The organism is Achromobacter sp. K91, from assembly GCF_003576205.1.
Lineage (GTDB): Bacteria > Pseudomonadota > Gammaproteobacteria > Burkholderiales > Burkholderiaceae_B > Achromobacter > Achromobacter aegrifaciens.
The window spans coordinates 205,626-232,028 of sequence record NZ_QWFB01000026.1 but is presented as its reverse complement, the minus strand read 5'-3'; the positions used below and the strand labels follow the sequence as shown (position 1 = coordinate 232,028).

Annotated in this window: 24 protein-coding genes and 1 riboswitch; of the genes, 13 read left to right on the top strand and 11 right to left on the bottom strand. The window is 66.7% G+C overall.

Annotated elements, in window-relative coordinates; genetic code table 11:
- The first annotated feature begins 212 nt into the window (after positions 1 to 212).
- Both DXK93_RS08265 and gluQRS read left to right on the top strand, forming a co-directional pair.
- A complete protein-coding gene (locus tag DXK93_RS08265; RefSeq protein WP_119449800.1) occupies positions 213 to 671 on the top strand; it encodes a DUF494 family protein in 459 nt (152 codons plus the stop codon).
- Between the two features lie 66 nt (positions 672 to 737).
- Positions 738 to 1,634, top strand: a complete 897-nt coding sequence (gene gluQRS / locus DXK93_RS08260; protein ID WP_119449799.1) for a tRNA glutamyl-Q(34) synthetase GluQRS — start codon at positions 738 to 740, stop codon at positions 1,632 to 1,634.
- Here gluQRS and DXK93_RS08255 read toward each other — a convergent pair.
- Positions 1,621 to 4,251: a GDYXXLXY domain-containing protein gene (locus DXK93_RS08255; RefSeq protein WP_119449798.1), complete on the bottom strand. Its 2,631-nt coding sequence runs from the start codon at positions 4,249 to 4,251 to the stop codon at positions 1,621 to 1,623. The two genes, gluQRS and DXK93_RS08255, sit on opposite strands and share 14 nt — an antisense overlap.
- 62 nt (positions 4,252 to 4,313) lie before the next feature.
- On the opposite strand from DXK93_RS08255, the gene DXK93_RS08250 reads away from it, so the two are divergent.
- From DXK93_RS08250 to DXK93_RS08230, 5 genes are all read left to right on the top strand, one after another.
- Positions 4,314 to 6,938: a DNA topoisomerase III gene (locus tag DXK93_RS08250; protein WP_119449797.1), complete on the top strand. Its 2,625-nt coding sequence runs from the start codon at positions 4,314 to 4,316 to the stop codon at positions 6,936 to 6,938.
- Positions 6,939 to 7,080: 142 nt separating this feature from the next.
- Positions 7,081 to 8,139 (top strand): ABC transporter substrate-binding protein, encoded by a 1,059-nt coding sequence (locus tag DXK93_RS08245; protein WP_119449796.1) that lies wholly within the window; start codon positions 7,081 to 7,083, stop codon positions 8,137 to 8,139.
- Positions 8,139 to 8,909, top strand: coding sequence for an ABC transporter ATP-binding protein (locus tag DXK93_RS08240; protein ID WP_054455711.1), 771 nt, complete (start codon positions 8,139 to 8,141; stop codon positions 8,907 to 8,909). The genes DXK93_RS08245 and DXK93_RS08240 overlap by 1 nt, the downstream gene beginning before the upstream one ends.
- 13 nt (positions 8,910 to 8,922) lie before the next feature.
- Positions 8,923 to 9,777: an ABC transporter permease gene (locus DXK93_RS08235; protein WP_054455713.1), complete on the top strand. Its 855-nt coding sequence runs from the start codon at positions 8,923 to 8,925 to the stop codon at positions 9,775 to 9,777.
- Positions 9,778 to 9,887: 110 nt separating this feature from the next.
- Positions 9,888 to 10,667 carry an SDR family oxidoreductase gene (locus DXK93_RS08230; protein WP_119449795.1) on the top strand — a complete coding sequence of 260 codons (780 nt, stop codon included), beginning with the start codon at positions 9,888 to 9,890 and terminating at the stop codon, positions 10,665 to 10,667.
- 37 nt (positions 10,668 to 10,704) lie between these two features.
- Here DXK93_RS08230 and ilvB read toward each other — a convergent pair whose 3' ends face one another.
- A complete protein-coding gene (gene ilvB / locus DXK93_RS08225; RefSeq protein ID WP_119449794.1) occupies positions 10,705 to 12,525 on the bottom strand; it encodes a biosynthetic-type acetolactate synthase large subunit in 1,821 nt (606 codons plus the stop codon).
- A gap of 93 nt (positions 12,526 to 12,618) precedes the next feature.
- Between ilvB and DXK93_RS08220 the strand changes: the two genes are divergently transcribed.
- The gene (locus DXK93_RS08220; RefSeq protein ID WP_013390823.1) at positions 12,619 to 13,089 is read left to right on the top strand and encodes an Lrp/AsnC family transcriptional regulator; all 471 of its coding nucleotides are present in this window, start codon (positions 12,619 to 12,621) and stop codon (positions 13,087 to 13,089) included.
- An 8-nt stretch (positions 13,090 to 13,097) separates the two neighbouring features.
- Here DXK93_RS08220 and DXK93_RS08215 read toward each other — a convergent pair whose 3' ends face one another.
- Positions 13,098 to 14,018: a bestrophin family protein gene (locus tag DXK93_RS08215; protein WP_054455719.1), complete on the bottom strand. Its 921-nt coding sequence runs from the start codon at positions 14,016 to 14,018 to the stop codon at positions 13,098 to 13,100.
- Between the two features lie 104 nt (positions 14,019 to 14,122).
- Here DXK93_RS08215 and DXK93_RS08210 point away from each other — a divergent pair, with 104 nt between their 5' ends.
- Both DXK93_RS08210 and ribB read left to right on the top strand, forming a co-directional pair.
- Positions 14,123 to 14,644, top strand: a complete 522-nt coding sequence (locus DXK93_RS08210; RefSeq protein WP_054455721.1) for an SET domain-containing protein — start codon at positions 14,123 to 14,125, stop codon at positions 14,642 to 14,644.
- 111 nt (positions 14,645 to 14,755) lie between these two features.
- Positions 14,756 to 14,910: riboswitch (FMN riboswitch) on the top strand.
- Between the two features lie 111 nt (positions 14,911 to 15,021).
- Positions 15,022 to 15,741, top strand: a complete 720-nt coding sequence (gene ribB / locus DXK93_RS08205; protein ID WP_013390820.1) for a 3,4-dihydroxy-2-butanone-4-phosphate synthase — start codon at positions 15,022 to 15,024, stop codon at positions 15,739 to 15,741.
- A gap of 38 nt (positions 15,742 to 15,779) precedes the next feature.
- Here ribB and DXK93_RS08200 read toward each other — a convergent pair whose 3' ends face one another.
- On the bottom strand, positions 15,780 to 16,979 hold the full coding sequence (locus DXK93_RS08200; protein ID WP_119449793.1) for an arabinose transporter: 1,200 nt from the start codon (positions 16,977 to 16,979) through the stop codon (positions 15,780 to 15,782).
- A gap of 149 nt (positions 16,980 to 17,128) precedes the next feature.
- On the opposite strand from DXK93_RS08200, the gene DXK93_RS08195 reads away from it, so the two are divergent.
- Complete coding sequence (locus tag DXK93_RS08195) at positions 17,129 to 17,806, top strand: TetR/AcrR family transcriptional regulator (protein WP_119449792.1); 678 nt, start codon at positions 17,129 to 17,131, stop codon at positions 17,804 to 17,806.
- Positions 17,807 to 17,827: 21 nt separating this feature from the next.
- On the opposite strand, the gene DXK93_RS08190 is transcribed toward DXK93_RS08195, so the two are convergent.
- The 7 genes from DXK93_RS08190 to DXK93_RS08160 form a co-directional block, all read right to left on the bottom strand.
- Positions 17,828 to 18,337, bottom strand: a complete 510-nt coding sequence (locus DXK93_RS08190) for a nucleoside 2-deoxyribosyltransferase (RefSeq protein WP_119449924.1) — start codon at positions 18,335 to 18,337, stop codon at positions 17,828 to 17,830.
- 5 nt (positions 18,338 to 18,342) lie between these two features.
- Positions 18,343 to 18,912: a flavin reductase family protein gene (locus tag DXK93_RS08185; RefSeq protein WP_054455727.1), complete on the bottom strand. Its 570-nt coding sequence runs from the start codon at positions 18,910 to 18,912 to the stop codon at positions 18,343 to 18,345.
- Between the two features lie 10 nt (positions 18,913 to 18,922).
- Positions 18,923 to 19,381: a nuclear transport factor 2 family protein gene (locus DXK93_RS08180; RefSeq protein WP_082401097.1), complete on the bottom strand. Its 459-nt coding sequence runs from the start codon at positions 19,379 to 19,381 to the stop codon at positions 18,923 to 18,925.
- Between the two features lie 135 nt (positions 19,382 to 19,516).
- Positions 19,517 to 20,128 (bottom strand): NAD(P)-dependent oxidoreductase, encoded by a 612-nt coding sequence (locus DXK93_RS08175; RefSeq protein ID WP_054455731.1) that lies wholly within the window; start codon positions 20,126 to 20,128, stop codon positions 19,517 to 19,519.
- A 262-nt stretch (positions 20,129 to 20,390) separates the two neighbouring features.
- On the bottom strand, positions 20,391 to 21,317 hold the full coding sequence (panE, locus tag DXK93_RS08170; RefSeq protein ID WP_054455733.1) for a 2-dehydropantoate 2-reductase: 927 nt from the start codon (positions 21,315 to 21,317) through the stop codon (positions 20,391 to 20,393).
- A 51-nt stretch (positions 21,318 to 21,368) separates the two neighbouring features.
- Positions 21,369 to 22,298: a DedA family protein/thiosulfate sulfurtransferase GlpE gene (locus DXK93_RS08165; protein WP_054455735.1), complete on the bottom strand. Its 930-nt coding sequence runs from the start codon at positions 22,296 to 22,298 to the stop codon at positions 21,369 to 21,371.
- Positions 22,299 to 22,432: 134 nt separating this feature from the next.
- The gene (locus DXK93_RS08160; RefSeq protein ID WP_119449791.1) at positions 22,433 to 23,074 is read right to left on the bottom strand and encodes a hypothetical protein; all 642 of its coding nucleotides are present in this window, start codon (positions 23,072 to 23,074) and stop codon (positions 22,433 to 22,435) included.
- 725 nt (positions 23,075 to 23,799) lie between these two features.
- On the opposite strand from DXK93_RS08160, the gene DXK93_RS08155 reads away from it, so the two are divergent.
- Complete coding sequence (locus DXK93_RS08155) at positions 23,800 to 24,831, top strand: BMP family protein (protein ID WP_119449790.1); 1,032 nt, start codon at positions 23,800 to 23,802, stop codon at positions 24,829 to 24,831.
- A complete protein-coding gene (locus tag DXK93_RS08150; protein ID WP_119449789.1) occupies positions 24,828 to 26,357 on the top strand; it encodes an ABC transporter ATP-binding protein in 1,530 nt (509 codons plus the stop codon). The genes DXK93_RS08155 and DXK93_RS08150 overlap by 4 nt, the downstream gene beginning before the upstream one ends.
- Positions 26,358 to 26,403 lie beyond the last annotated feature (46 nt).

The following is a 26,403-nucleotide window of genomic DNA, read 5'->3' as shown; positions in this document are numbered from 1 at the left end:
GACCGATAAGGTCCGCCCCTATTTGCCTCGAATCATGAATATTGGCAGCATTTAGGGTAAAAATGTGCGCGTTTTGAGGCAAGGTGACTTCATACAACATTCCACCCTCCGGCCGGTTGCCCACCCCTATAAATCAGCGTAAAGTAAAATTCATGTTTGCTGGTCTGCCGATATGCGGGCCGACTGTGCAAACAGGCACAAAACTGCGCCATATGTTCGATATCCTGGTTTATCTGTACGAGAATTACTACACGCCGCAAGCCTGTCCTGCGGCGGACGTGCTCGCAAAGCGGCTTGCCGCCGCCGGTTTCGAGCACGAAGACATCGACGACGCCCTGGGCTGGCTGTACGGCCTGGCCGAAACCACCGAACGCTGCGTCGATCTCACCCAGGCCCCCGCCACCGGCACCCGGATCTACACCGACAACGAATACCAGCAGCTCGGTACCGAATCCATCGGCTTCATCGCCTTCCTGGAATCGGCTGGCGTGCTGCCCGCGCCGCTGCGCGAAATCGTCATCGACCGGGGCCTGGCGTCGCCGGAAACGCCCGTGCCGCTGTCCAAGATCAAGATCATCGCCCTCATGGTTCTCTGGAGCCAGGAGGCCGAGATCGACAACCTGGTCCTGGAAGAGCTGCTGGACGAAGACGGCACGCGCTTGCTGCATTGAACGGCATCCGCGTCGCTTGATGCCGTTACTCCTTACCCGCGCGCATGGCCGCGCGGGCGTCCCATCGTGAATTACGTCGGCCGCTTCGCCCCCAGTCCCAGCGGCCCGCTGCATGCGGGCTCGCTGGTTGCCGCGCTGGCCAGCTGGCTGGACGCGCGTGCCCATGGCGGGCGCTGGCTGCTGCGCATCGAAGACGTGGACACGCCGCGCACGGTGCCCGGCGCTGCCGAGGTCATCATGGGCCAATTGAGCGCGCTGGGCCTGGATTGGGACGGCGACATCATGTGGCAGTCGCGCCGCGGCGACGCCTATCAAGCCGCCTTCGACTCGCTGGCCGCGCGCGGCCTGATCTACGGCTGCGGCTGCACGCGACGCGAAATCGCCGATTCGGCGCTGCGCGGCCAGACCGCGCCCGGGGCCGACGGCGAACGGCCGTATCCCGGCACCTGCCGCCACGGCTTGCCACCAGGCCGCGAGGCCCGCGCCTGGCGCGTGGTCATGCCGGAAGGCGTGGAACATTTCGTTGACCGTTGGCTGGGGCCGCAGGAACAAAACGTGGCGCAAGCCGTGGGCGACATCGCCCTGCGGCGGGCCGACGGCCTGTGGGCCTACCAATTGGCGGTGGTGGTGGACGACGCCGCGCAAGGCGTGACCGATGTGGTGCGTGGCGCGGACCTGCTCAGTTCCACCGCGCGCCAGCGCGTGCTGGGCCGGCTGCTTGGGCTGCCGCCCGTGCGCTACCTGCACGTACCGCTGATCCTGGACGCTTCCAGCGGCCTGAAACTGTCCAAGCAGAACGGCGCCCCGCCCATCGACACCGGCGCGCCCCTGGCGGCGCTGATGGCCGCCTGGCGCGCCTTGGGCTTCGATCCTGTCGATGCCGCGGACCGCGGCCATTTCCTGCGGGAAGCCACCGCGCAATGGGCGCGGCGTTTCCCGCTGCCCGCCGCTACAGCGGCTTGAGGTCCTGGTCCAGCATCCGGACGAGCAGGGCCTCGCCGTTTTCCGCCACGCGCAGCTCGCCGTACTTGGCGACCTGATAGCGCTCGGCCTGGCCTTCCGGGAAGAAATAGGCGTTGGTCACGATGCGCACGCTGTTGTCGCGGATGCGGTAGCGCAGCGGCACTTCGGCATCGGTATGCGGGTGCGTGTCGGGCTGGATGCGTAGCGGCTGCCCGACGCCGCGCGCGTCGGTCTGCAGCATTACATAGCCGTCCGGCTCGTAACCCATGACGGAGTCCTCGGCTTCGGGACGCTCGCCGCCCAGCCGCAGGCGCGTGACTTCCCGGCTGGCCGCGAAGTTCAGCGCCATGTAGTCGCCCTGCATGAGCGAACGGGGATCCACCGGCGCCAGTTCCAGGATGACCACCTTGCCCGACGCCAGCAGTTTTTCACGCTGCCAGATGCCGCCGTTAGTGACCGCCAGCACCAGCACCAGGCCGCCCAGGATGGCCAGCGTGCGCCAGCGCAAGGGCGCCGATACCGGCGGCAGAGCCCCGCGCTGCTTGGGCGCAATGGTGCGCATCAGGCGCGGCACCAGCCAGACCAGGGCGCGCAGCACGAACAGCAGCAGCGCGGCGCCGCCCAGCCACAAGGCTTTTTGCAGCAGCGGCACGTCCAATTGGTAGTAATAGACGCCCAGATACGCCAACAAGCTGATCACGCCGAACACCACCACGCGCGACTGGTTTAAGCCGAAGCCCAGCAGCAGCCAGGCCAGCGCGAAGCCCACGCCGGGGCTGGGCAGCCAGAACAGCGCCAGGATCAGCAGGCCGATGGGCACGCCCCAGGTGACGCCCGCCGTCAGCATGTGGCGGCGCGGCCAGAGCACCGCGAAGGCCGCCGCCACGGGCAGCAGCGCGCCGGCCGCGACCAGCACGGCCGTATGCGGATTCAGCTGCCACATGGCGGGCAGCTGCTTGATGGAGATGCCGCTGGCCAGCCACACCATGCCTTGCACCGACAGCAGGAAGGCCCAGCCCAGCGGCTGCAGGGCATGGGCGCGCTTGCCGCCCAGGCGATGGCTGACGGTAAAGATGACGGCCGTGGCCCAGGCCCCGGTCACGGCAATGGGCAGCCACAGGAAAGTGGCGCGCAGGGCGTCGAACGCCATCCAGGCGTCCAGCAGGTCCTCTTGCCCCAGGTCGGGCGACAACACGCGCCAGATCAGGCCCGCGCCCGCCGCCGCGATCAGCAGGCCGCTGAGAAAACGCAGGATGACGTCGGGCCCCACCGCGTAGACCGTGGCCGCCATCAGCAGCACGAAGACGCAGGCGCTGGCGAACGAGGTCGAACTGGACAGCCCGAAGATGATCAGGATCTGCCCGGCGAAAGCCATGGCCGTGCCGCACTGGCGCCAGAACGGACCGGCGTCGCTGCGCAGCACCGCCACGCCGGCCGCGCACAGCACCAGCCCGGCCACCAGTGCGCCGCCTTCCGTGGTGATAAAGCCCGAGAAGGCAATGAACACCAGTAGCAGCAAGGTCGCCAACCAGGCGCTCAGGCCCAGCAGGCACTGCACGTACCAGGGCGGATCCGACTGAGGCGCCGGAGCGGCCGCCAGCTGCGCCACGGGCGCCCCGCTGTCCGCCGGGTCCACCGAGTTGCCGGCCGAGGCGGCGGCCGGCTCCGCGTCCGCGCTCGCCGCGACGGCCGCCTGCGGATCGCCCGCCAGGCGCCGCAGCCAGCGCGCGGCCCAGACGGCCTCGGCCATGAGCAGCGCCGCCAGCGGCAGCGCGGCCCAGACGCCGGGCTCCAGGCGCAGCAGCCATTCGCCCGCCACCCGCAGCGACACGCAAATGACACCGGCAGCCAACATGGCCAGGATGATCAGGTCGCGCCGGCCCTTCTGATAATAGAAGCCCAGGCCCAGGGTCACCGCGACCCAGGCGATGCCGTTATAGAGGCCCAGGCCGCGGCCCAGGAAGTCGCCAAGCATCTGGGTCAGCACCAGCACGCTGATCGCCAGGGCAGCCAGGACCCGCGGACCGACCAGGGTGCTGGCGCGCCAGCGGCGGGCAGCCAGCTCCCAGCCCAGCAGCAGCAGCAGGTTCAGGCCGGCCATCATCAGGCCGGGCACGCCCGGGCCGCCCAATATCAGCATCCAGGAAAACACCCGCTCGCCCAGCCACAAGGCCACGGCCACGTTCAGCACCAGCGCCCACAGCAGCCAGACGGCCTGGCTGCCGGCGGCCAGCGCCCAGGGCAGCAGCAGCAGCGCCCACCAGGCGAACAGTTCCCAGGTATCGGCGCCAGTCTGGTAAGTTTGGCCTAGTAATGCGAGCAGCGCTCCCAGGAGGATGCCAGCCAGGGCGAGCAGGGCGCCCGGTATGGTGCGCCGCACCCCTGGACTGGCCCGCAGGCGCAATCCGGTCCAGGCAGCGGCCAGCGCGCAAACCGCCAGAAGGCCCTGAACGCCGGCGAAGCGCTGCACTTTTGTCATGTCCTGCCAATTGGCGGCGACCCAGCAAACCGCGGCGCTGCCCAGCAGCAAAACACCTAGCCAGAGGGTGCTGCGCGCCAGAAATTGACGCCAGGCGTGTAGTTCGGATCCCGCTTGTCTTTCAGTGCCGACTTGCATCTGGCGAATCTCCGATCTTATTATCCGCGCTACTACGGCGGGACTGCCGCCACTGGATACACATGAATAAAACGCTGATTATTGCCGAGAAGCCCTCGGTAGCCCTCGATATATCACGCGCCTTGGGAGGCTTTGCGCGCGAGGGCGACTATTTTGAAAGCGAACGTTACGTACTCGCGTCGAGCATCGGCCACTTGCTCAGCTTGGTCGCGCCCAACGATCCGGTCAAGGGAAAGTGGAGCTTTACGCACCTGCCCGTGATTCCGCCCGAATTCGAACTGGGCCCCACCGACAAGAAATCGGCCGAACGGCTCAAGCTGCTGGTCCGCCTGGCCAAGCGCAAGGACGTCGATGCCATCATCAACGCCTGTGACGCCGGGCGCGAAGGCGAACTGATCTTCCGCTACATCATTCAGTACGCGGGCGTGAAGAAGCCGATCCAGCGCCTCTGGCTGCAGTCGATGACCCAGGCCGCCATCCGCGAAGCCTTCGCCAACCTGCGCGACGACGTCCAGCTCAAGCCGCTGGAAGCGGCCGCCCGCTCGCGCGCCGAAGCCGACTGGCTGGTGGGCATCAACGGCACCCGCGCCATGACCGCCTTCAACAGCAAGGACGGCGGCTTCTTCAAGACCCCGGTCGGCCGGGTGCAGACGCCCACGCTGGCCATCGTGGCCGAACGCGAGGAGCGTATCCGCCGCTTCGTGCCGCGCGACTACTGGGAGGTGCGCGCCACCTTCGTGGCGGCCGCCGGCCTGTACGAAGGCCGCTGGATCGACCCGGAATTCAAGAAAGACGACCGCGACCCCGAAAAGCGCGAATCGCGCCTGTGGTCGCAGGCCGCCGCCCAGAGCGTGGTGGCCGCCTGCCGCGAACAGCCCGGCAGCGTCACGGAAGAGTCCAAGCCGTCGACCCAGATGTCGCCGGCCCTGTATGACCTGACTTCGCTGCAGCGCGAGGCCAACGGCCGTTTCGGCTTTTCGGCCAAGACCACGCTGGCGCTGGCGCAGACCCTGTACGAACGCCACAAGGCGCTGACCTACCCGCGTACCGACTCGCGCTACCTGCCCGAGGACTACATCAACACCGTCAAGGAGACGATGCGCGCATTGGCGCAGGGCGGCTCCAACGCGGTGGGCGGCCTGGCCCGCCACGCCGGCACGGTGGTCAGCGAGAACTGGGTCAAGCCCAACCGCCGCATCTTCGACAACAAGAAGGTGTCGGATCACTTTGCCATCATCCCCACGCTGCAGATCCCGCACGACCTGAGCGAAGCCGAGGCCAAGCTGTACGACCTGGTGCTCAAGCGCTTCCTGGCGGTGTTCTTCCCCGCCGCGGAATACCGCGTCACCACCCGCATGACCGAAGTGCAGGGGCATCGCTTCCGCACCGACGGCAAGGTGCTGGTCAGCCCGGGATGGCTGGCCGTCTACGGCAAGGAAGCCCAAGGCGAAGACGCCAACCTGGTGCCCGTGGCGGACGGCGAGACCGTGCGCACCGAGGACGTGGAAGCCGTCGGCCTGACCACCAAACCGCCGGCGCGCTTTAACGAAGGCACGCTGCTGTCGGCCATGGAAGGCGCGGGCAAGCTGGTGGACGACGAGGAACTGCGCGAAGCGATGTCCGAGCGCGGCCTGGGCACGCCGGCCACGCGCGCCGCCATCATCGAAGGCCTGCTCAACGAAAGCTACCTGCGCCGCGAAGGCCGCGACCTGGTGCCCACCGCCAAGGCGCGCCAGCTGATGACGCTCTTGTCCGGCCTGGACGTGACCGAACTGACCTCGCCGGAACTCACCGGCGAATGGGAGCACAAGCTCAAGCAGATCGAGCAGGGCGGACTGGGCCGCGAGGCCTTCATGCGCGAGATCGCGCAGATGACGCAAGTCATCGTCAAGCGCGCCAAGGAATACGAGCGCGACACGGTGCCGGGCGACTACGCCACGCTGCAGACGCCGTGCCCCAAGTGCGGCGCCGTGGTGAAGGAAAACTATCGCCGCTTTGCCTGCACCGCCTGCGACTTTTCCATCGGCAAGCATCCGGGCGGCCGCACCTTCGAACTGCCCGAAGTGGAAGAGCTGCTGGCCAAGCGCGAAATCGGTCCGCTGCAAGGCTTCATCAGCAAGATGGGCCGACCGTTCGCCGCCATCCTGCGCATCAGCGACGAGTACAAGCTGGAATTCGACTTCGGCCAGAACGACGAGGACGACTCCGAGGCCGTGGACTTCTCCGGCCACACACCGGTGGGCTCCTGCCCCAAGTGCCAGTCGCGCGTGTTCGAGCACGGCATGAGCTACGTCTGCGAGAAATCCGTCGGCCCCGAAAAGAGCTGCGATTTCCGTTCGGGCAAGGTCATCCTGCAGCAGGAGATCTCGCGCGAGCAGATGGAAAAGCTGCTGACCAATGGCCGCACCGACCTGCTCGACGGCTTCGTCTCCAGCCGCACCAACCGCAAGTTCAAGGCCTTCCTCGTCCGCCAGCCGGACGGCAAGATCGGCTTCGAGTTCGAGCCGCGTCCTGAAAAGCCCGGCCGCGCACCGGCCAAGACGGCCGCCAAGACCGCGACCAAGACCGCCGCAAAGAAAGCGCCGGCCAAGAAGGCCGCGGTAAAGAAGACCGCCACCAAGACGGCCACGAAAACGGCCGCCAAGAAAGCGGTGAAGAAGGCTGCGCCGAAAAAAACCGCCGCGTAAAACGGGCGCGGCGCCTGGCGCCGCCGCCTCCCGACCATCGCGCACGACGCCCGGGCAACCGGGCGTTTTCCATTGTTGGACGCCAGTTGCTGGGGTATTGTCTACGCCAAACCGCTGCAACCAGACCTATTCCGAGGACGACATGAGCAACAGCCCCGACTTCACCACCCGCCGCCGCGTGCTGGCCGCCGCAGGCGCGTTGGCCAGCATCAGCCTGGTCAATGGCCGCGTCGCGTTCGCCCAGCCCAAGCTGGGCCGCGTCGTCTACGGCCAGGGCAGCATCGACCCGTTCTTTGCCGCGGGTTATGTGGCGCTGAAAAAGGGCTACTTCGGCGAAGGCGGGCTGGAAGTCGAATACCTGAATTCGCAAAGCGGCCCGCGCACCAACCAGCTGCTGGCCGCGGGCCAGATCGCGTTCGGCGCCACCGCCGCCACGGCCGCCCCCGCGCTCACCTTGGCCGGCAAGCCCGCCACGCTGGTGTTCGGCTTTGACCGCAAGCTCACCTACGCCAACGTCATCGTGCGCCGCGAGGACTTTGAAAGCGGCAAGATCAAATCGCTGAAGGACCTGGCCGGCAAGCGCGTGGGCGCGACCCAGCCGCAGTCCAGCACCTGGCTGATGGCGCTGTACCTGATGCAGAAGGCCGGCGTGGCCGACAAGGTTGACATCCGCCCGCTGGGCGACCTGGCCACCATGCTGGGCGCGCTCAAGACCGGCTCCGTGTCCGCCAGCATGGCCACCATGTCCATGATGGAACAGGCGCAACAGGAAGGCTGGGGCGTGCCCATCTTCGACGCCACCACCGAGAGTTCGTGGAACGAATTCATGGGCGGCGACGTGCCTGGCATCGCGGCCCTGACCCTGCAGGACACCATCCAGAAGCGCCCGGAAGTGGTGCAGGCCTTCGTGACCGCCCTGGTCCGCGCGCAGGACTTCATCAGCGCCAACAGCGCCGCCGCCGTCACTGACGCGATCTACGACGATTACCTGAACGCCTTTCCGCGCGCCGCCATCGAGAAGACGCTGGGCGTCTACAAGGAAACGGTGTTCCTGAAGGACAACATCATCACCCAGGACGCCTATGACCGCATGACGGCCATCATGGGCGACGGCCGCCAGTTCTCCAATGACGAGATCAAGACCGTGCCCTACGACCGTTGCGTGAACATGAGCTTCGTGCGCCGCGCCCGGGGCCTCTGATGATCACGCTGGACAAGGTGGGCAAGGCCTACCAGACGCGCCAGGCCACCACACACGCGGTGGGCGAGGTCAGCCTGACGATCCCGGAAGGCGAGTTCGTCTCCATCGTCGGGCCGTCCGGCTGCGGCAAGAGCACCTTGCTGAACATGATCGCGGGTTTCCTGCGCCCGACCACCGGCACGATCCACGTGGACGGGCGGATCGTGGACGGGCAGGTGCCGCCGGCCCTGGGCTACATCTTCCAGAAGGACACGCTGCTGCCCTGGTTCAGCGTGAGGAAGAACGTGGCGCTGGGCCTGAAGTTCCAGGGCGTGGCCGCCGACAAGATCGAGCGCCGCGTGGCGGAACTACTGGAAATGGGCCACCTGAGCCAGTTCGCCGACGCCTTTCCGCACCAGTTGTCGGGCGGCATGCGGCGGCGCGTGGCGCTCTTGATGAGCCTGGCGGTCGAACCGCGCATCCTGCTGCTGGACGAGCCCTTCGGCGCGCTGGACACGCACACCAAGACCCACCTGCATCGCGAATTGATCGAGATCTGGCGCAAGCTGGGCCAGACCATCGTCATGGTCACGCACGACCTCGACGAAGCTATCCTGCTGTCCGATCGCGTGGTGGTGCTGTCCGGCCCGCCCAGCCGCGTGCTGCTGGACGAGCGCATCGAGATCCCGCATCCGCGCGATGTCTTCACGCTGCGCGAAACACCACAGTTCGTGACCCATGTGCAAAGCCTCTGGAGTGTGCTGGGACAGCAGTTCCGCGCCGCCGCCTGAATCCCTACGCGTCATGACCACCACTTACTCCGCCGATTCCCTGCAGGACCAGCTGCGGCTGGACCGCCGCGCCAGCATCGCGCGCCGGCTGCGCATCACCCTGTGGCAGGTGCTGATACTTGCCGTCATCCTGGGCTCCTGGGAGATACTCACGCGCATCCCCTGGTTCGCCCAGAACACACTGTTCGATCCCTTCTTCATCAGCCAGCCCTCGCGCGTGGCCGTGCGCCTGTGGGAATGGCTGCAGCCCGGCCCGCGTTCGGTCTGGCCGCACCTGTGGCTGACCTTGCAGGCCACCATGGTGGGACTGCTGGTGGGCGTGGGCAGCGGCTTCGTGGTGGGCATGACGCTCAGCCGCAGCCGCTTCCTGGCCGACGTGTTCAATCCCTTCATCGTTGCCTTCAACTCGATGCCGCGCATCGCCTTCGTGCCGCTCATCACCATGTTCTTCGGCCTGGGCCTTGCGTCCAAGGTGGTGACGTCATGGTTCGTGGTGTTCTTCCTGGTGTTCTTCAACACCTACAAGGGCGGACGCGCAGTAGAACGCGAACTGGTGGATTTCTGCCGCACGCTGGGCGGCTCGCCGCGCCAGATCCTGTGGCGCGTGCGCATCCCGACCGCGGCCGCGTGGACCTTCGCGGCCTTGCCGAATGCCATCAGCTTTGCGCTGATCGGCGTGGTGCTGGCGGAGTTCGTCGGATCCACCACGGGCATGGGCTATCTGATGATCACCGCGCTGGCGACGCTGAACGCCACCGACATGTTCGCGGCGGTTACGCTGCTGTCCATCGTCGGCATCGCGCTGGTTTATTGTGTGACCTGGCTGGAACGCCGGCTGCTGCACTGGGCGCCGGAATTCCGAGAATAGATAAATCCCCCCCGCAGCGCTGCGCGCTTCCCCCCAGGGGGCGCCGCTGCGGGCCGGCGGAGCCGGATCCGCGCGGCCCTAATTGAGATAGAGCACTTTGGACGACTGACATGAACACGCTGCCGTATCTGCGCAACTTCGACCTGACGGGACAAGTCGCCCTGGTGACCGGCTCCGCCCGCGGGCTGGGCTTCTGTATCGCGCGCGCATTGGCCGGCTGCGGCGCGCGCGTACTGATCAACGGCCGCAACGCAGAAGCCGTCGCAGCCGCGGCGGCTGAATTGACCGCCGCCGGCCTGGATGCGCATGCGCTGCCTTTTGACATCAGCGACGACGCCGCCATGGAACGCGCTTTCCTGGACATAGACCGCGACCACCGCCGCCTGGACATCCTGGTGAACAACGTCGGCGCGCGCAACCGCAAGACGCTGCGCGACACCAGTCCCGCCGAGATCCGCGAACTCATCGACACCGACATGGTCGCCGGCATGCTGCTGGCCAAGTTTGCCGCCGAGCGCATGGTGCGCCAGGGCAGCGGCCGCCTAATCGCCATCACCTCGGTGGTGGGCGAGCTGGCGCGCTCGGGCGATGCGGTCTATCCCGCGGCCAAGCAGGGGTTGACGGGCATGGTGCGCGCGCTGGCGGCAGAGTTCGGCGGCCACGGCATCACCAGCAACGCCATCGCGCCCGGCACCTTCGCCACCGAGACCAATGCCGCCATGGTGGCGGACCCCGATGTGGGCCCGCGCATCGCCACGCGCAATCCCATGGGACGCTGGGGCGAACCGGAGGAAATCGCGGGCGCCGCCGTATTCCTGGCGTCGCCCGCGGCGTCATATGTCAACGGGCACGTGCTGGTGGTGGACGGCGGTTTGTCGATCCAGTTTTGAAGCAGGGCGCAGGGCTGCGCATGCCGCCCTGCGGCGATCAGGTCGTCTCGTCCTGATACCAGACGCCTTCGGCCAGCATCATCTTCTGATGCCCGTGCCCCGCAGGCATCATCGGGAAGCAGTTCTCCTGCGCCGCGACCGCCACGTCCAGGAAGTAGGGGCCGTCATGCGCCAGGCATTCGGCGAGCGCGGCATCCAGCTTTGCCGGATCGTCCACGCGGGCCGCGCCCCAGCCGAAGGCGCGGGCCAACGCCACGAAGTCGGGCAGCGAGGCGTTGTAGCTGTGGCTGTAGCGCCCGCCGTGGATCAGCTCCTGCCATTGCCGCACCATGCCCATGTAGCCGTTGTTGCACAACACGACCTTGACGGGCGTCTGGTGCTGCATGGCGGTGGACAGTTCCTGGATGTTCATCAGCACCGACGCGTCACCGCTGACGCAGACCACGGTCTTGTCCGGATGGGCGACCTGCGCGCCGATGGCGGCGGGCACGCCATAGCCCATGGTGCCGGCGCCGCCGGAGGTCAGCCAGCGGTTGGGCTTGTCGAAGCGCAGGTATTGCGCGGCCCACATCTGGTGCTGGCCCACGTCGGTGGAAACGATGGCATCGCGGTCGGACAGCGCGTCGTTCAGGCGCGCCATCAGATGCTGCGGCAGGATCGCGTCGGCCGCCGGGGTATAGCCCAGGCAGTCCTGGGCGCGCCAGGCGTCGATACGCTTGTACCAGGGCGCCAGCCGCGCCGCGTCCATGGGTTCCTCGCCGAGTTCGGCGCGCAGCGCGCGCACCAGCGGCAGGCAATCGCCCACCAGCGCCACGTCCACGCGCACCACCTTGTTGATGGACGCCGGATCGATATCGATGTGGATCTTGCGCGCATGCGGGCAGAACTCCGACAGCTTGCCTGTGATGCGGTCGTCGAAGCGGGCGCCGATGCAGACCACCAGGTCGGCGTTATGCATGGCCAGGTTGGCCTCGACCGTGCCGTGCATGCCCAGCATGCCGACGAACTGCGCGTCGGACGCGGGGAATGCGCCCAGGCCCATGAGGGTCAGGGTGCAGGGCGCGCCGGTGTGGCGCACCAGGTCGGTAAAGGCCTCGCAGGCCTCGGGGCCGGCGTTCACCAGCCCGCCGCCGCCGTAGAAGATGGGGCGCTTGGCCTGCGCGATCAAGGCGGCGGCGCGGCGCACGGCCGACTGCGGCAGCTTGGGCGCCAGCTTGCCCGCCTGGCGGCGTGCGCGCAGCGCGGCCAGCTTCTGTTGCGAGGGCACGGCATCATCGTCCGCGTCGCGAGGCACGGCCAGCTGCACGTCCTTGGGGAAGTCCAGCAGCACCGGGCCGGGGCGGCCCTGGCGGGTCAGCTCAAAAGCGCGGGCCGTCACCGCTGCCACGTCGTCCACCGAACGGACCTGCGTATTCCATTTGGTCACGGAGCGAGAGATGCCGATGGCGTCGCACTCCTGGAAGGCGTCCGTGCCGATGGCGGCCGTGGCAACCTGGCCGCTGATACAGAGCACCGGGATCGAATCGCACATGGCATCCAGCAGGCCGGACGTGGTGTTGGCCATGCCCGGACCGGAAGTGACGAAGACCACGCCGGTGCGGCCAGTGCTGCGGGCATAGCCTTCGGCAGCATGCACGGCGGCCTGTTCGTGGCGTACCAGCACGTGGCGCAGGCGCGGCTCGGCGTACAGGGCGTCGTACAGCGGCAGCACCGCGCCGCCGGGGTACCCGAAAATGGTATCCACGCCACACGCGATCAGCGTATCGAGCAGAATTTTCGCCCCGTTGTCAGCGGGGCGTTCAGTGGCGGCAAGTGCGGCGGCGGCGGTGGGGTGCAGGCGATCGTTCATGCTATCTATCTTATTCGTAGATCGGAAGAATATTTATCTTCTTTTCCACGGATAACCGCTGAACGGAGTAAATTTATCTTTGATTTTAAGGAATCAAAGAAAATGAACCTGGACAAATTTGATCTCGCCATACTCAAGGTGCTGCAGGACAACGCGCGCGCCAGCCTGAACGACATCGGCGCGGCGGTGGGCCTGTCGTCCACACCGTGCTGGAACCGCATCAAGCGCATGGAAAGCGCAGGCGTCATCCGCGGCTATACGGTGGACATCGATCCGGCCAGCCTGGGCTTCATGGACACAGTGATCGTCCACGTCACTTTGGAGAGCCACAGCGAGGAAACGCTGTATGAGTTCGGCCGGGCGCTGGCGCAGATACCCGAGGTCCTCGAAGCCTTCCTGGTCTCGGGCGACTACGACTATTACATCCGCATCGCCGTGCGCGACACCCGCGACTACGAACGGCTGCTGCGCGAACAGCTCTACCGCATCCCGGGCATCCGGCACAGCAAATCCTGCTTCGTGCTGCGCCGGTTGAAGGAAACCAAGCTGCCGTTGACGGGATTGGCGGAATAGGCTCCGCCCTAGCGCAGCACGAAATCCACCGGCACGGCGGGCTCGGGCAGAGGCCGCACGCCCAGGCCTTCCAGGAGGTCGATCTCGATCACCCGGGCCAGCGCCGACAGCGGCAGGTCGTTCTCGTCGGAGCCGAAGGGGTCTTCCAGTTCATCACCCACCGCGTCCAGGCCGAAGAAGGTGTAGGCCACGATGGTGACGGCCGCCGGCATCATGTATTCCAGCGTGCCCACCAGGCCGAAGGGCAGCAACAGGCAGAACAGCCAGGCCGTGCGATGCAGCAGCAGCGAATAGGCGAAGGGCGAGGGCGTGAACTTGATGCGCTCGCAAGCCGCCTGGATGGCGGCGCAGGCGGCCACGCGCTGGGTCAGGGCCTGGTACAGGATGTCGCTCAGCTCCCCGCGCCGCAGACAGGCCGCCAGGTCGCGGTTGATGGCCATGAGCAGGGCGTCGGGCACGTTGCGGCAGCCGTTGAGGGTCTCGGCCTCGTCCTGCTGCACCCAGGGGCGCGCGGCAGAAGCCATGTCTTCCTGACGCAGCCGCGCCGCCAGCGCGTAGCCGAAGCCGATGCAACGGCGCACGATGCGTTCCTGCACCGGGTTGGCGGTGCTGGCCGCCAGCAGCACCGCGCTTTCGCGCGCCAGGCTGCGCGCCTGCACGATCAGTTCGCCCCATTGCTTGCGCGCTTCCCACCAGCGGTCGTAGCAGACGTTGTTGCGAAAGCCCATGAACACGGACAGGGCCAGGCCGAACAGCGAGAACGGCACCGCCGACAGATGGGCGGGCGAGAACCATGCCTGGTGGTACATCCACACCACGAAGCAGGACAGCGCCGTGATGACGAGGATGCGGCTGAGGATCCGCGGGATGATGGACCCGCGCAAGACAAAGAACAAAGCCAGCGCGGAAGGACGCGGACGGACAATCATGGTGCTAACCGGAGGAACAAGGCGGCGCACACTATACGCCCATCAAGCTGTCAAAAACGCGCCGATATAATTCTGTTTCGTCTCACCGCCACTTCCATCGAGCAATGACCAACGAAGACACCCCGATCAAGCCCTGGTATGCCGTCCGCCGCTCCAAGCTGCACGGCAACGGCGTCTTCGCCGCGCGCAAGATTCCCGCGGGCACGCGCATCATTGAGTACGGCGGCGAGCGCATCAGCGCCAAGGAAGCCGACCGCCGTCATCCGACCAATCCGGACGATCCCTTCCACACTTTCTTCTTCGCGCTGAGCTCCGGCCGCGTGATCGACGGCGGCGACCAGGGCAACGATGCGCGCTGGATCAACCATTCCTGCCAGCCCAACTGCGAAGCCCAGGAAGGCAAGCACGGCAAGCGCGTCTACATCGTCGCGCTGCAGGACATTCCGCGCGGCACCGAGCTGTCGTATGACTACGGCCTGGTGCTGGACGGCCGCATCACCAAGAAACTGAAGGAAGGCTACCGCTGCCTCTGCGGCACGCCGCCGTGCCGCGGCACCATGCTGGCGCTGCCGGCCAAGAAGAAAAAGAAAGCCGACGAGCCCGAGGCCGTCGAAGCCGGCGCCTGAGCATCAGCGGGGTCCGACCCCGCCCCGCCGAAGACCCCAGGCGCAGCAAGCGTATTCCGGCCCCAGCCCCGGACAGGCGTACAATCCCCAAGGTCGTTAACACGACATGCAGTACGTCTTCAGGGCGGGGTGTAATTCCCCACCGGCGGTATGCCATGCAATATGGCGAGCCCGCGAGCGCCCGGCGTCCTTCACGGACACCGGGGTCAGCAGATCTGGTGAGATGCCAGGGCCGACGGTCATAGTCCGGATGAGAGAAGATGTGCCGGCACAACGGTAGCACCGGGCGCACCCGCGCCCGGACTGCCGTATTGCGTTCGGCTGTCGAGTAGCCCTGAAACGTTTTTCGCCCCTTTCAACTTGCGAGAGCGTTTCAAATGTCCAACGTTACCCTTACCCCGCAGTCCCCCATCCCCAGCCTGGCTTCGCAGCCTTTTGCCGCCCGCTTGCAGCGCGCCCTGCATCATCTGCGCCTGGGCCGTCCCGTCATTCTCATGGACGATTTCGACCGCGAGAACGAAGCCGACCTGATCGTGGCCGCCGACAAGCTGACCGTACCCGTGATGGCGCAGCTGATTCGCGACGGCAGCGGCATCGTCTGCCTGTGCCTGCCCGGCGAAACCCTGGACCGGCTTGAATTGCCCCCCATGGTCCAGCGCAACCAGAGCCGCTTTGCCACCGCCTTCACCGTTTCCATCGAAGCGCGCGAAGGAGTCAGCACCGGCGTGTCGGCCGTGGACCGCGTCACCACCATCCGCGCCGCCATTTCGCCGTCGGCGCAAAGCGATGACATCGTCAGCCCGGGCCATGTGTTCCCCCTGCGCGCCCAGCCGGGCGGCGTGCTGACCCGCCGCGGCCACACCGAAGGCTCGGTGGACCTGGCCGTGCTGGCCGGCCTGCGCCCGGCCGGCGTACTGTGCGAACTGATGAATGCCGACGGCACGATGATGCGCGGCGCCGCGCTTGAGCGCTATGCCGCGCAGCACGGACTGGTGGCGCTGACCATCGCGGAACTGGCCGACCATCTGCAACAGCTGAAGGACGGCCAGGCCGAGGCGATCGACGACGAAGTGCTGGAGATGGCCGCGACGGTCTGATCTTGAGCAGGCGGCGCCGGAACTGGCGGCCGCCTTTTTTACCTACGCGTCCTGAGCGCCATGGCGACGACCATCGCCGCCAGCGCGCACGCGCCGCCCATCGCATACACCGCGCCATAGCCTTGCTCGCCGGCCAGCCAGCCCGCCGCCGGACTGCTCAGTCCCAAAGCCACGTCCAGGAAGGCCACATACGCCCCCATGGCAGCGCCCCGGCTGGCCGCCGGCACGCGGCGCACGGCTTCCACGCCAAAAGCGGGGAATGCCAGCGAATAGCCCGCGCCCGTCAGCAGCGCGCCGGCATAGGCCCATGCCGGCGTGGTTCCGGTCCAGATCAGCCACTGCCCCGCCGCTTCAATCAGCACGCACACCAGCGCCACGCGCGCGCCGCCCAGCTTGTCCGGCAGGCCGGCAAAGAACACCCGCGCCAGGATGAAGCCCACGCCGAATGCAGTGAACATCCACGCTGCGCCATCCCAACCACGCTGCGAAAACAGCAGGCTGACGAACGCAGTGATCACGCCGAAGCCGACGCTGGCCAGCGCCAGGCCTGCGCCGGGCAGTAGCACCAGACCCAGCACTCTGTAGAAAGGCGTACGCACGCCGCCTGCCGCACGCACCCCGCGCAAAGGCAGCACCAGCGCCAGGGCCGCCAGGGGAATCAGCGCCGTGGCCCAGGCGATGCCCGCAAAGCCCGTGACGCCGTAGAGCCGCATGCCGGCGGGCGCGCCCAGCGCATAGGCGGCGTAGATCGCCACGCCGACCCAGGCCATCACGCGGCCCGCGTTCTGCGGCCCCACGCGGCCCACGCCCCAACTCAGGGCGCCGGTGACGATCAGGCTTTCGGCGCAGCCCATCAGCGCGCGTCCGGCCAAGAGCGCGGCCAGCGCCGCCTGCGGCCGCGCCGACAGGTCATCGGCCAGCAGATAGAACAGGCCCGCGATGGAGCCCAGCACAAAACCGCCCACCACCGCGCGCTTGGCGCCGCGGCGGTCGGCAAGCGAGCCCGCATAGGCGCGCGACAACAGGGCGGCGGCGAACTGCAGGCCGGCCACCACCCCGACCACCAGCGCGCCCAGCGCCAGCGTGCCGTCCACATACAGAGGCAGCACTGGCATGGGCAGGCCAATCATGAAGAACCCGACGAATACCGCCAGCGCGAGCGGCAGCACTTGCGCGAAGACAGAGCGCACGGGCCCCTGGGCCGCGGGCATGGCCCCGGCCGTCGATGAATGCGACATTGAATTTCCTTAAGTGAGAGATGCGCAAACCGGAACCAGTTTGAAAACCGCCGATGGCATAATCCCCGTGTGCGGGCGATGAACCGGATTGCCTGCTGGAAATTTTATGAGCCATTGCTCATATTCGATACTCGCCTTTCACAGTACCCATGACCGCCATCCCACAGCCCCGGAAATCGCCGCGCCAGCTCAGATCCCAGCACACCGTAGAGACGATTTTGCAAGCCACGGCTCGCGTTCTGGCCACCCACGGCTATGCGGGCACCAATACCAATCTGATCGCGGAAACGGCCGGCGTCAGCGTCGGCTCGCTGTATCAGTACTTCCCCAACAAGAACGCCCTGATCGCGGCGCTGCACAACCGCCACGACAACCAGATGCTGGACGTCATCGACTGGGTCCTGGACAGCAATCCCGCGGCCACGCTGCGCGAGCGCGTCGCGGCCATCGTCGAGGCGATGCTGCACGCCCACCTGCTGGAACCCGCGCTGCACCGCGTGCTGGAAAGGGAGTTTCCGCTGTTCGACCAGCCGCACGAACACAGCCGCGCGGACCAGGATATCCACAGGCGCATGCGCCACCTTCTGGAACTGCATCGCGCCGAAATCGCGCAGCAGGACCGGGATCTGGCGACCTATGTGGTGTTGCGCATCATGGAGTCACTGGTGCATGCCGCGGCGCTGGAACCGCCCGCGGGATTCTCGACGCAGCAGTTGGAACAGGCCGTGGTCAACGCGGTGATGGGATACCTGGGCGAACCCGCCGCGCGCCGCGCGCCGCCGAAGGCAGCGAAGGCAGCAAAGGCAGCGAAAACGGCGCGCAGCTAGCCGCGCCCTGGTTCGGGACGGTCAGCGTCCCGGTTCGCGGGCCATCTGCGCCAGGCAGTCGGCGGCGCTGCCCGTGACGATGCGGGCGCTGCACGCCAGCATCAGATTCACGTTCAGGCCGAAGTCTTCCACGGTGTAGCCCTCGGCATCGACCATGCGCGATGCGCCGTCGTCTGCCGCAGCCCCCACCGCCACCTGATCGATCAACGAGCCTGCCTGGCCGGTGTAAGCCCATACCGGCTTGCCGCAGGCGATGGCGTAGCCGACTTCAAATGCCGTGCCCGAATCGGGTTCGGCGCCGCGAAACGGATTGAGGTTCGCCATCACCATGTCCGCGCGCCGGATGAGCGCGACGTTCTCGCGATAGATCCATTGGGCCAGCGCCTGGCCGGACAAGCCCTGCGGCGCTTCATTGTCCAGCGGGAACAGGCCGTCGAAACCGTAGGTGGCGCACAGCGCCTTCAAGCGTTTGCCGTGCGCCGCCGCATCAGGCAGGAACACGTCGAAACCCGCCAGATATACGCTGCGCATCATGGTTACTCCGGATCGGAAACGTTGAAGGCTTCGCCGGTGGCGAAGAAGGAGCCGCCCGCCACGTAATGGACCGAACGGCGCTCGTCGTCGGGGAAATGCCAGCGATTGCCGGAAAACACTTCAGGCGCGGCCCACGCGGCCACGACTTCGCCGATGAAGAGGTCGTAGGCCTGCTGGTTGTGCGGTTCGGGCACGACGCGGCATTCCAGCCAGCCCAGGCAACCGCTGATGAGCGGCGCGCCGATCTTGCTGGCGGGGAAGGTCGTCAGGCCGCTGGCCTGGAATTTGTCTTCGTCGCGCCCGGAATCGGTGCCCACCCGCAGCGTGGCGCGGGCCTGCGCGCGCGACGGGATGCACAGCGCGAATTCGCCCGACGCCTCGATCAGGCCGCGCGTGTAGGTGTTCTTGTCCACCACCACCAGCATCTTGGGCGGACTGAAGTCCAGGGGCATGGCCCAGGCGGCCGCCATGACGTTGCGCGCATCGCCATGGGCGCTGGTCACCAGCACCGTGGGGCCGTGGTTCAGCAGCAGATAGGCGCGGGACAGGTCTACGGGTTCGATGCTGGACATGCGGCGCTTCCTAGAACATGCCGTTCTTGTTGGCGGGGTTCTCGGGGATTTCCTGGCTCACGTCCCAGTGTTCCACGATCTTGCCGTCTTCCACGCGGAAGATGTCCATTACGGCCTGACCCCGGTCTTCCGGCGAATCGCGCCACAGGTTGTGGATCAGCACCAGGTCGCCCTCGGCAATCACGCGCTTGATTTCAACGATGGACTGCGGATGCTGCTCGAAATAGGCGGGAAAGAAATCCACCAGCGGACCAACGCCATCCTGCATATAGGGGTTGTGCTGGACGTAGTTCGGGCTGACGTACAGGCGCACCGCCTCGTCGACGTCGCGGTCCTGGAACATCATGCGAAAGAACGCCACCACGAGGTCCTTGTTGGACTGGGGTGCGGCCGCGCTAGCCGGCGCGGCTGCCAGACAGGTGGCGGCAACCAGCAGGCATAGGGCCAACGATTTCAACTTCATACGCATACGGGGCAAACTCAGGTGTCGGAACGCCGGCTGGCGGTGCGCCAGTTTACAAACAAAAACATGGATTCCGGGCCTAGGCCCCCAATGGAAAAGGGCCTCTTGCCGAGGCCCTTCGTGATCCGCCGAGGGCCGGGGTCAGTAGCCGACGGTATAGCGGCGACGCGAATGCTTGGGCGTTTCGAGTTCATCGACCAGCGCAATGGCATAGTCTTCCATCGAGATCCAGCTCTTGCCTTCGTCATCGGCCAGCAGGGTGTCATCGCCCAAACGGAACTGGCCGGTGCGCTCGCCCGGCTCGAACAGCGCCGAAGGCGACAGGAAGGTCCAGTTCAGCACTTTTTCATGGCGCAGCGTGTCCAGGAACACCACGCCGGCGCGCGCCTCGGGCTTGTAGGCATCGGGGAATTCGGGGGTGTCGATCAGCATCTTGCCGGGGGCGACCAGCAGGCTGCCCGCGCCGCCGACCACCAGCAGGCGCGGCACGCCCGCGTCCTTCACGGCGCTCAGGAGCGGCTTGGCGTCCGACGATACGAAGCGCGACGCGCTGATCACGGCGTCGTGGCCCTTCAGCAACGAGGTCAGCGCTTCGGGATCGGTGGCGTCGCCCTGCTTGATGGTCAGGCCGAGCTGCGGATTCACGTCGGACAGGTTGCGGGCGATGCCCGTGACCTGGTGGCCGCGCTTGAGCAATTCGTCCGCCACGCGCGAACCCACGCGGCCGGTGATTCCGATCAATGCAACTTTCATGGTCTTGCTCCTTGGGTAGGGGAGCCAGGGCCGCCGCAACTTGCGGCGCAACACTCCGGCTCAGGCAAAGCCATACTATTCGTACAAATCCGATCAAAAAACCCGTGAAACCGGATGAGTTTTTTGCAATTTATGCACCAATACCTGGCAAACCCGCCCGGAACGAACCGAAGAGGCAGCCCTGCCGGCGTCTTCGCCGCCGTCAGGCCAGTGTGCTCCCGGCGGCCCCGCTTGAACAGGGGGCCGCCAGACAGGGCGGCGTTCAGGCCGCGGCGCGCTGCGCCTGGTAGACCTGCAGATGCGCGTAAGCCGTGCGCAGGTAGGTCGCGTCCACGCCCAGGGTGCGGGCGCGCCGCACCATGTCGCCGACGATGTGGTCGGCCTCCACCGGCAGTCCCTGGCTCAGGTCGCGGAACATCGACGCGGTGACGGGCTGGGTACGGTCGGTAATCAGCTTGCGCGCCGAGGCGTCAGCCTCCGGCCGCACGGCGTGGCCCGACGCGGCGGCAACGGCCTGCGATTCCTGCAGCAGCCCGCTCATGATGTCGATGCCGTCGTCGGTAGAGGCAATTTGCCCGACCGAGCCGCGCATCAGGCAGGTGGCTGCGGCCAGCGTGGTCAGGAACACGTATTTTTCCCAGATGTCCTGGTAGATGTCGGTGCTCAGGCGGCTGACGTATTCGCCGCCGGCCAGGGCCTGTTCCAGCGCGACGCAGCGTTCGCTGCGGGCGGGGCCGGCGCGCTCGCCGAAGACGATGTTGGCGTACTTGCCCAGATGCACCACTTCGCCCTCGGGGCCCAGGGTGGCGTTGATCTGGCACAGTCCGCCCAGCACACGATGCGGCTCGAATTCGCGGTCCAGCACGTCGTACTGCAGCACGCCGTTCATGATGGGCAGCACGGCGGTATCGGGCCCGACCGCGGGACGGATGGCCTCGATGGCGCTGGCCAGGTCATAGGCCTTGCAGCTCAGCACCACCACGTCGTAGCTGCCTTGCAAGGTCTGTTGCGTGACCAGCTGCGGCTGCAGCGTGGCATCGCCCAGCGGGCTCTTGATGCGCAGGCCCTGTTCGCGGATCCGCGCGGCGCGCGGCTCGCGCACCAGGAAGGTCACGTCCGCGCCCGCCTGGGCCGCCCGTCCGCCAAAGTAGCCGCCGGTGCCGCCGGCGCCCAAGAACAAAATCCGCATGCCTGTCTCTCCTTGTAGGCCGCCCGCCGTCTGCGCGGGCTCATGGCGGAATTATGCGCCTTGCGGGGGGAGCGGGTGTTCGTGCTCCTGCCAGGCTTGGTAACCGCCGCGCAAGGCCCAGGTCTTGGGGTAGCCCGCGGCGCGCAGCCGCGACGCCAGCAGCGCGGCCGACACCTCGTTGGGGCAGGCGCAGTACACGACGATGTCGGATTCCAGCGCCTGGGCATCCAGCCGGGGCAAGGGCGCTTTCAGGTCCACGGCGATGGCGCCGGGGATGCGCTGCTCTTCGCGCACCGCCTCGGGGCGCACGTCGAACACCAGCGCATTGCGGCCGTCCTGGCGCCACTGCATCAGCTCGTCCACCGACAGGCGCGGAATCACGCGCAGGCTGCGCAGCAGGATCCGGCGCCGCAGGAAGCGCGCCAGGATGTACAGCGCCAGCACCGCCGCCAGCACGCCCAGCCCCATCGCACCGTAGGTGCCGAGGATTTCCAACACGTCGTTCACGACGTTGTGGAACAGGCCGCCCAGCAGCAGGGCCGAACCCGACCAGATCAGGGAGCCCACGATGTCGTAGCCCAGGAAACGGCGGTAGGGCGTACCCGTCAGGCCCGCCATCACGGTGGACAACGCCCCCGCGCCAGGCAGGAACTTGCACACCAGCAGCGCGCGCACTCCGATGCGCAGGTACAGGCGCTGCGTCTGCCGGATGCAGGAGTCCTGCGACAGCGACATCTTGCAGATCACGCCCAACAGGCGCGAGCCGTAGCGCTGGCCGGCCACGTACCAAAGGCTGTCGGCCAGCAGGCAGGCGACCGTAGCCGCCATCCAGGGCACGAGCCACCCACCCGCGCCGGCCAGCGCGCCGGCGGCAATCAGCATGGGATAGGCGGGCACCGGCAGGCCGGCCTGCTCGACCAGCACGTTGGCGAACACCAGCCACCCGCCGTACTGTTCCAGCAGCAGTTGTATATCTTGCATGGGTCTTCCAGCTTGCCGCGCCACGCGCGCGGCTCATGCCTGGGATTTTAGGCGCGCGGGCCCTGGATCGGGGTGTGGGCAGCCGCAACGGCCCGTTCCATGCATCGAATTTCGTTCAGTCTGGGCTGGACGGTTCAAATCGCCGCGCATTCAGCCCATCTCGCTGGCAAGGAGTCGTGATGGACGAGCCAGCGGTTGATGCCCGGATCGATCCAATCCAGGACCTCCTGGATATCGCCATGGATATCCTTCACCGAAGGCTCTACCCACAGCAGCGGTTCATGGTGCATGACCCGGTTGCGCAAATCCCGAATGCGGTTCAGGGACGAACTGATCGGGCCACGTCGGCGCTTGGCTTTCGGACAGGTGGGAAAGGCCAGGAGGAGGCGCCCCCATAACGTGCGCCCATGTTGGGCATTGAACAGCCGCGTCCACGATCCAAAAGTCAATTCGGCAACGATCTTGTCAGTAGTGACGCGTTCCCGGCGTCGCTGGATCTTGATCCCCGCGTCTCCCACCGCCACGTGCAGCCACTCGAACTCAGGGGAGGGCAGACCATTCCACCAGTCGGCGCTTCCCATCGACCTGCTCAGGCTTCGATGGACGGCGTTGCGAAGAACGATCTCCATTGTCTGCAAGGCGGGCATCAGCGCCTGCGCCAACCGGACATTGTGATCGTAGGCAACGGCCGCCCGCAACGCGTCTCCGCCATAGCTGTTCAGATAGCGCCCCATTCGCGGGGCGGAGAACACCGTTTCCCGCAGTTTCCATTCCATTAGTCCTATTCTCCCCTTCCAAGCAGGGCGCTCCTGCACACATCGCCGAAAGCTTGGTTGAAAGTCATGTTCAAAAACGGTACAGTCAACGCGCTGCCCTAGAAAAGCCACTCCCAGATGTGAATGCTGGTGATGCAACTAGGTCCGAACGATGGCCCCACTTCGGTGGGGCCTCCCTATTTGTGCGACCGATACGTCAAGTCGGCCCGCACCGCCGCCACTCTCTCAGACTGGCGTGTACCTGCCCGCTCTGTTTCCTTCGCCAGTGTGCAAACAGAGTTCAAGGCCCAATAATGAAGCGTCGCCAGGATTCTTGCCCCCTGCCCAGATGAAATTTCAGACTCCCTGAACTTTGACCTGGTTACGCACTCTGTCCACCCCTTGGCAGACACGCACCGCTCTGGTGCCACCAATCCCCGCCAGGGTGCCTATAATCCTGCCCGGCCATCAGGTTTCCCCGACTTGTCGCGGGAATGCCCCATGGCATACAACTTGCTTCGCCAGGGCTGGCTGCGAACCCGACCATTCGGATGGGGCGCGTCGCCTGGCGCTCCCCATCCGATGACCGATCCCACGCCCTCGTCTCCGTACGCTAGTCCCGGCACGCCTGCCGGCGGCGGCCATATGGAACGGGGCCGCGGCCGCGCGCGCGCCAGCCGCGCGCGGGCCAGCGCCCATCGCCTCCAATACCCATCCCTTTCCCTCCCTTCGCAGGAGTCACCCGCATGAAAGCCTCTTCCACCCCGTCCGTCGCCGGCATCGCCCGCCGCGGCCTGCTCAAGCTGGCGGCGGCCGCCGCCGGCGCGCTGATGTTCTCGGGCGCCGCCCTGGCCCAGGCGCCCGCCAAGACCAAGGTCGCCGCCATCTACACGGTGCCGGTCGAACAGCAATGGGTGTCGCGCATCCACAAGGCGCTGGTCGCGGCCCGCGATCGCGGCGAGATCGAATACACGTTCTCGGAAAACGTCACCAACGCCGACTACGAGCGCGTGATGCGCCAGTACGCAGAACAAGGCAACAAGCTGGTGGTGGGCGAGGCCTTCGCCGTGGAAGCCGCCGCCCGCAAGGTGGCCAAGGACTATCCGCAGACCGCTTTCCTGATGGGCTCCTCGGGCAAGCCGCAGCAGCCCAACTTCTCGGTGTTCGACAACTACATCCAGGAACCCGCCTACCTGACCGGCATGATCGCCGGCGGCATGAGCAAGACGGGCAAGATCGGCCTGGTGGGCGGCTACCCCATTCCTGAAGTGAACCGCCTGATGCACGCCTTCATCGAAGGCGCCAAGGAAGTGAATCCACAGGCCGAGTTCACCGTGACCTTCATCGGTTCCTGGTTCGATCCCCCGAAGGCCAAGGAAGCCGCCTTCGCCATGATCGACAAGGGCGCGGACGTGCTCTACGCCGAGCGCTTCGGCGTGTCGGACGCGGCCAAGGAACGCGGCAAGCTGGCCATCGGCAACGTCATCGACACGCAGCAGCAGTATCCGGACACCGTGGTCGCCTCGGCGCTGTGGAGCATGGAACCCACCATCGAGGAAGCGCTCAAGCAGGTGCGCGCCGGCACGTTCAAGGCCGACGACTACGGCCAGTACTCGCTGATGAAGCACAAGGGTTCCTCGCTGGCGCCGCTGGGCACCTTCGAAAGCAAGATTCCCGCCGACCTGATGGCCAAGGTCCAGGCCAAGCAGAAGGCCATCCTGGACGGCAGCTTCAGCGTCAAGGTCAACGACAAAGAACCCAAGTCCTCGGCACGATGAACCACGCGCCTCTCGCCCTGCAACTGACGGGGATCACCAAACGCTTTGGCAGCCTCACGGCCAACGACGACATATCGCTCACGCTGCGCCAGGGCGAAGTGTTGGCCTTGCTGGGCGAGAACGGCGCCGGCAAATCGACCCTGGTGTCGATCCTGTTCGGCCATTACGTGGCCGACGCCGGCAACATCGAAGTCTTCGGCCAGGGCTTGCCGGCCGGCCGGCCCGACGCCGCGCTGGCGGCCGGGGTCGGCATGGTGCATCAGCACTTCACGCTGGCCGACAACCTGACCGTGCTGGACAACATCATGGTCGGCACGGAATCGCTGTGGAAGCTGGCGTCCGGCCGCGGCAAGGCGCGCCAGCGCCTGGTTGAACTCGGCCAACGCTTCGGCCTGGGCGTGGACCCGGACGCGCGCGTCGGCACGCTGTCGGTCGGCGAGAAGCAGCGAGTCGAGATCCTGAAGGCGCTGTACCGCGGCGCGCGCGTCCTGATCCTGGACGAGCCGACCGCGGTGCTCACGCCGCAGGAAGTGCAGGACCTCTTTGCCACCCTGCGCGGCTTCGTCGATGAAGGCCTGGCCGTGATCTTCATCTCGCACAAGCTCGACGAAGTCATGGCGGTGTCGGGCCGCGTGGCGGTGCTTCGCCAGGGCAAGCTGGTGGCCGAGCGCGAAACCGCCAGCACCAGCCCGGCCGAATTGGCCGAGCTGATGGTGGGCCGCAAGGTCGTCATGCCGCACGCCGAAGCCGTGGCCGCGGCCGAGCAGGCCGCGCCCGTAGTGACCTTGTCTCAAGTGACCGTGCGCGACGGTCGCGACGGGGCGACGCGCCTGGACAGCCTGGACCTGGTTGTCCACAAGCACGAAATCGTGGCGATCGCAGGCGTGGCCGGCAACGGCCAGCAGGCGCTGGTGTCGGTGCTGACCGGCCTGCGCCAGCCCACCGACGGCACCATCCGCCTGGGCCCCGAGCATGCGGCGGCGCCCACGACGCCGGCCGGCTGGACCGCAGCCCACGTCGGCCGCATCCCTGAAGACCGCCACGGCGAAGGCGTGATCGGCGACAGCCCCTTGTGGGAAAACGCCATTGTCGAAGACCTGAAGGACCCGCGCTTCGCGCGTTGGGGCCTGATCCGGGCGCGTGCCGGCAAAGCCTATGCCCAGGCCCTGGCCAAGCAGTTCGACGTGCGGGCCGCGTCGCTGGACGTACGCACCCGCAGCCTGTCCGGGGGCAACATGCAGAAGCTGATCCTGGGCCGCACGCTGGCGCGCGAACCGCGCTTCATCGTGGCCGACCAGCCCACCTGGGGCCTGGACATCGGCGCGGTCGCCTATGTGCGCGAGCAGTTGCTGGCAGCGCGCACCCGTGGCGCAGGCGTCCTGCTGGTATCCGAGGACCTGGAAGAGATCTTCGCGCTGGCCGACCGTATCGCCGTGCTGTGCGGCGGCAAGCTGATCGCCGTGAAGCCGGTGTCCGAATGGACGCCCGCCACGGTGGGCCTGGCCATGACGGGCACGCAGGGATGAAAACCCGCTGCGTCCCGCGCGTCTCCACTACCTATCGAGCATTACT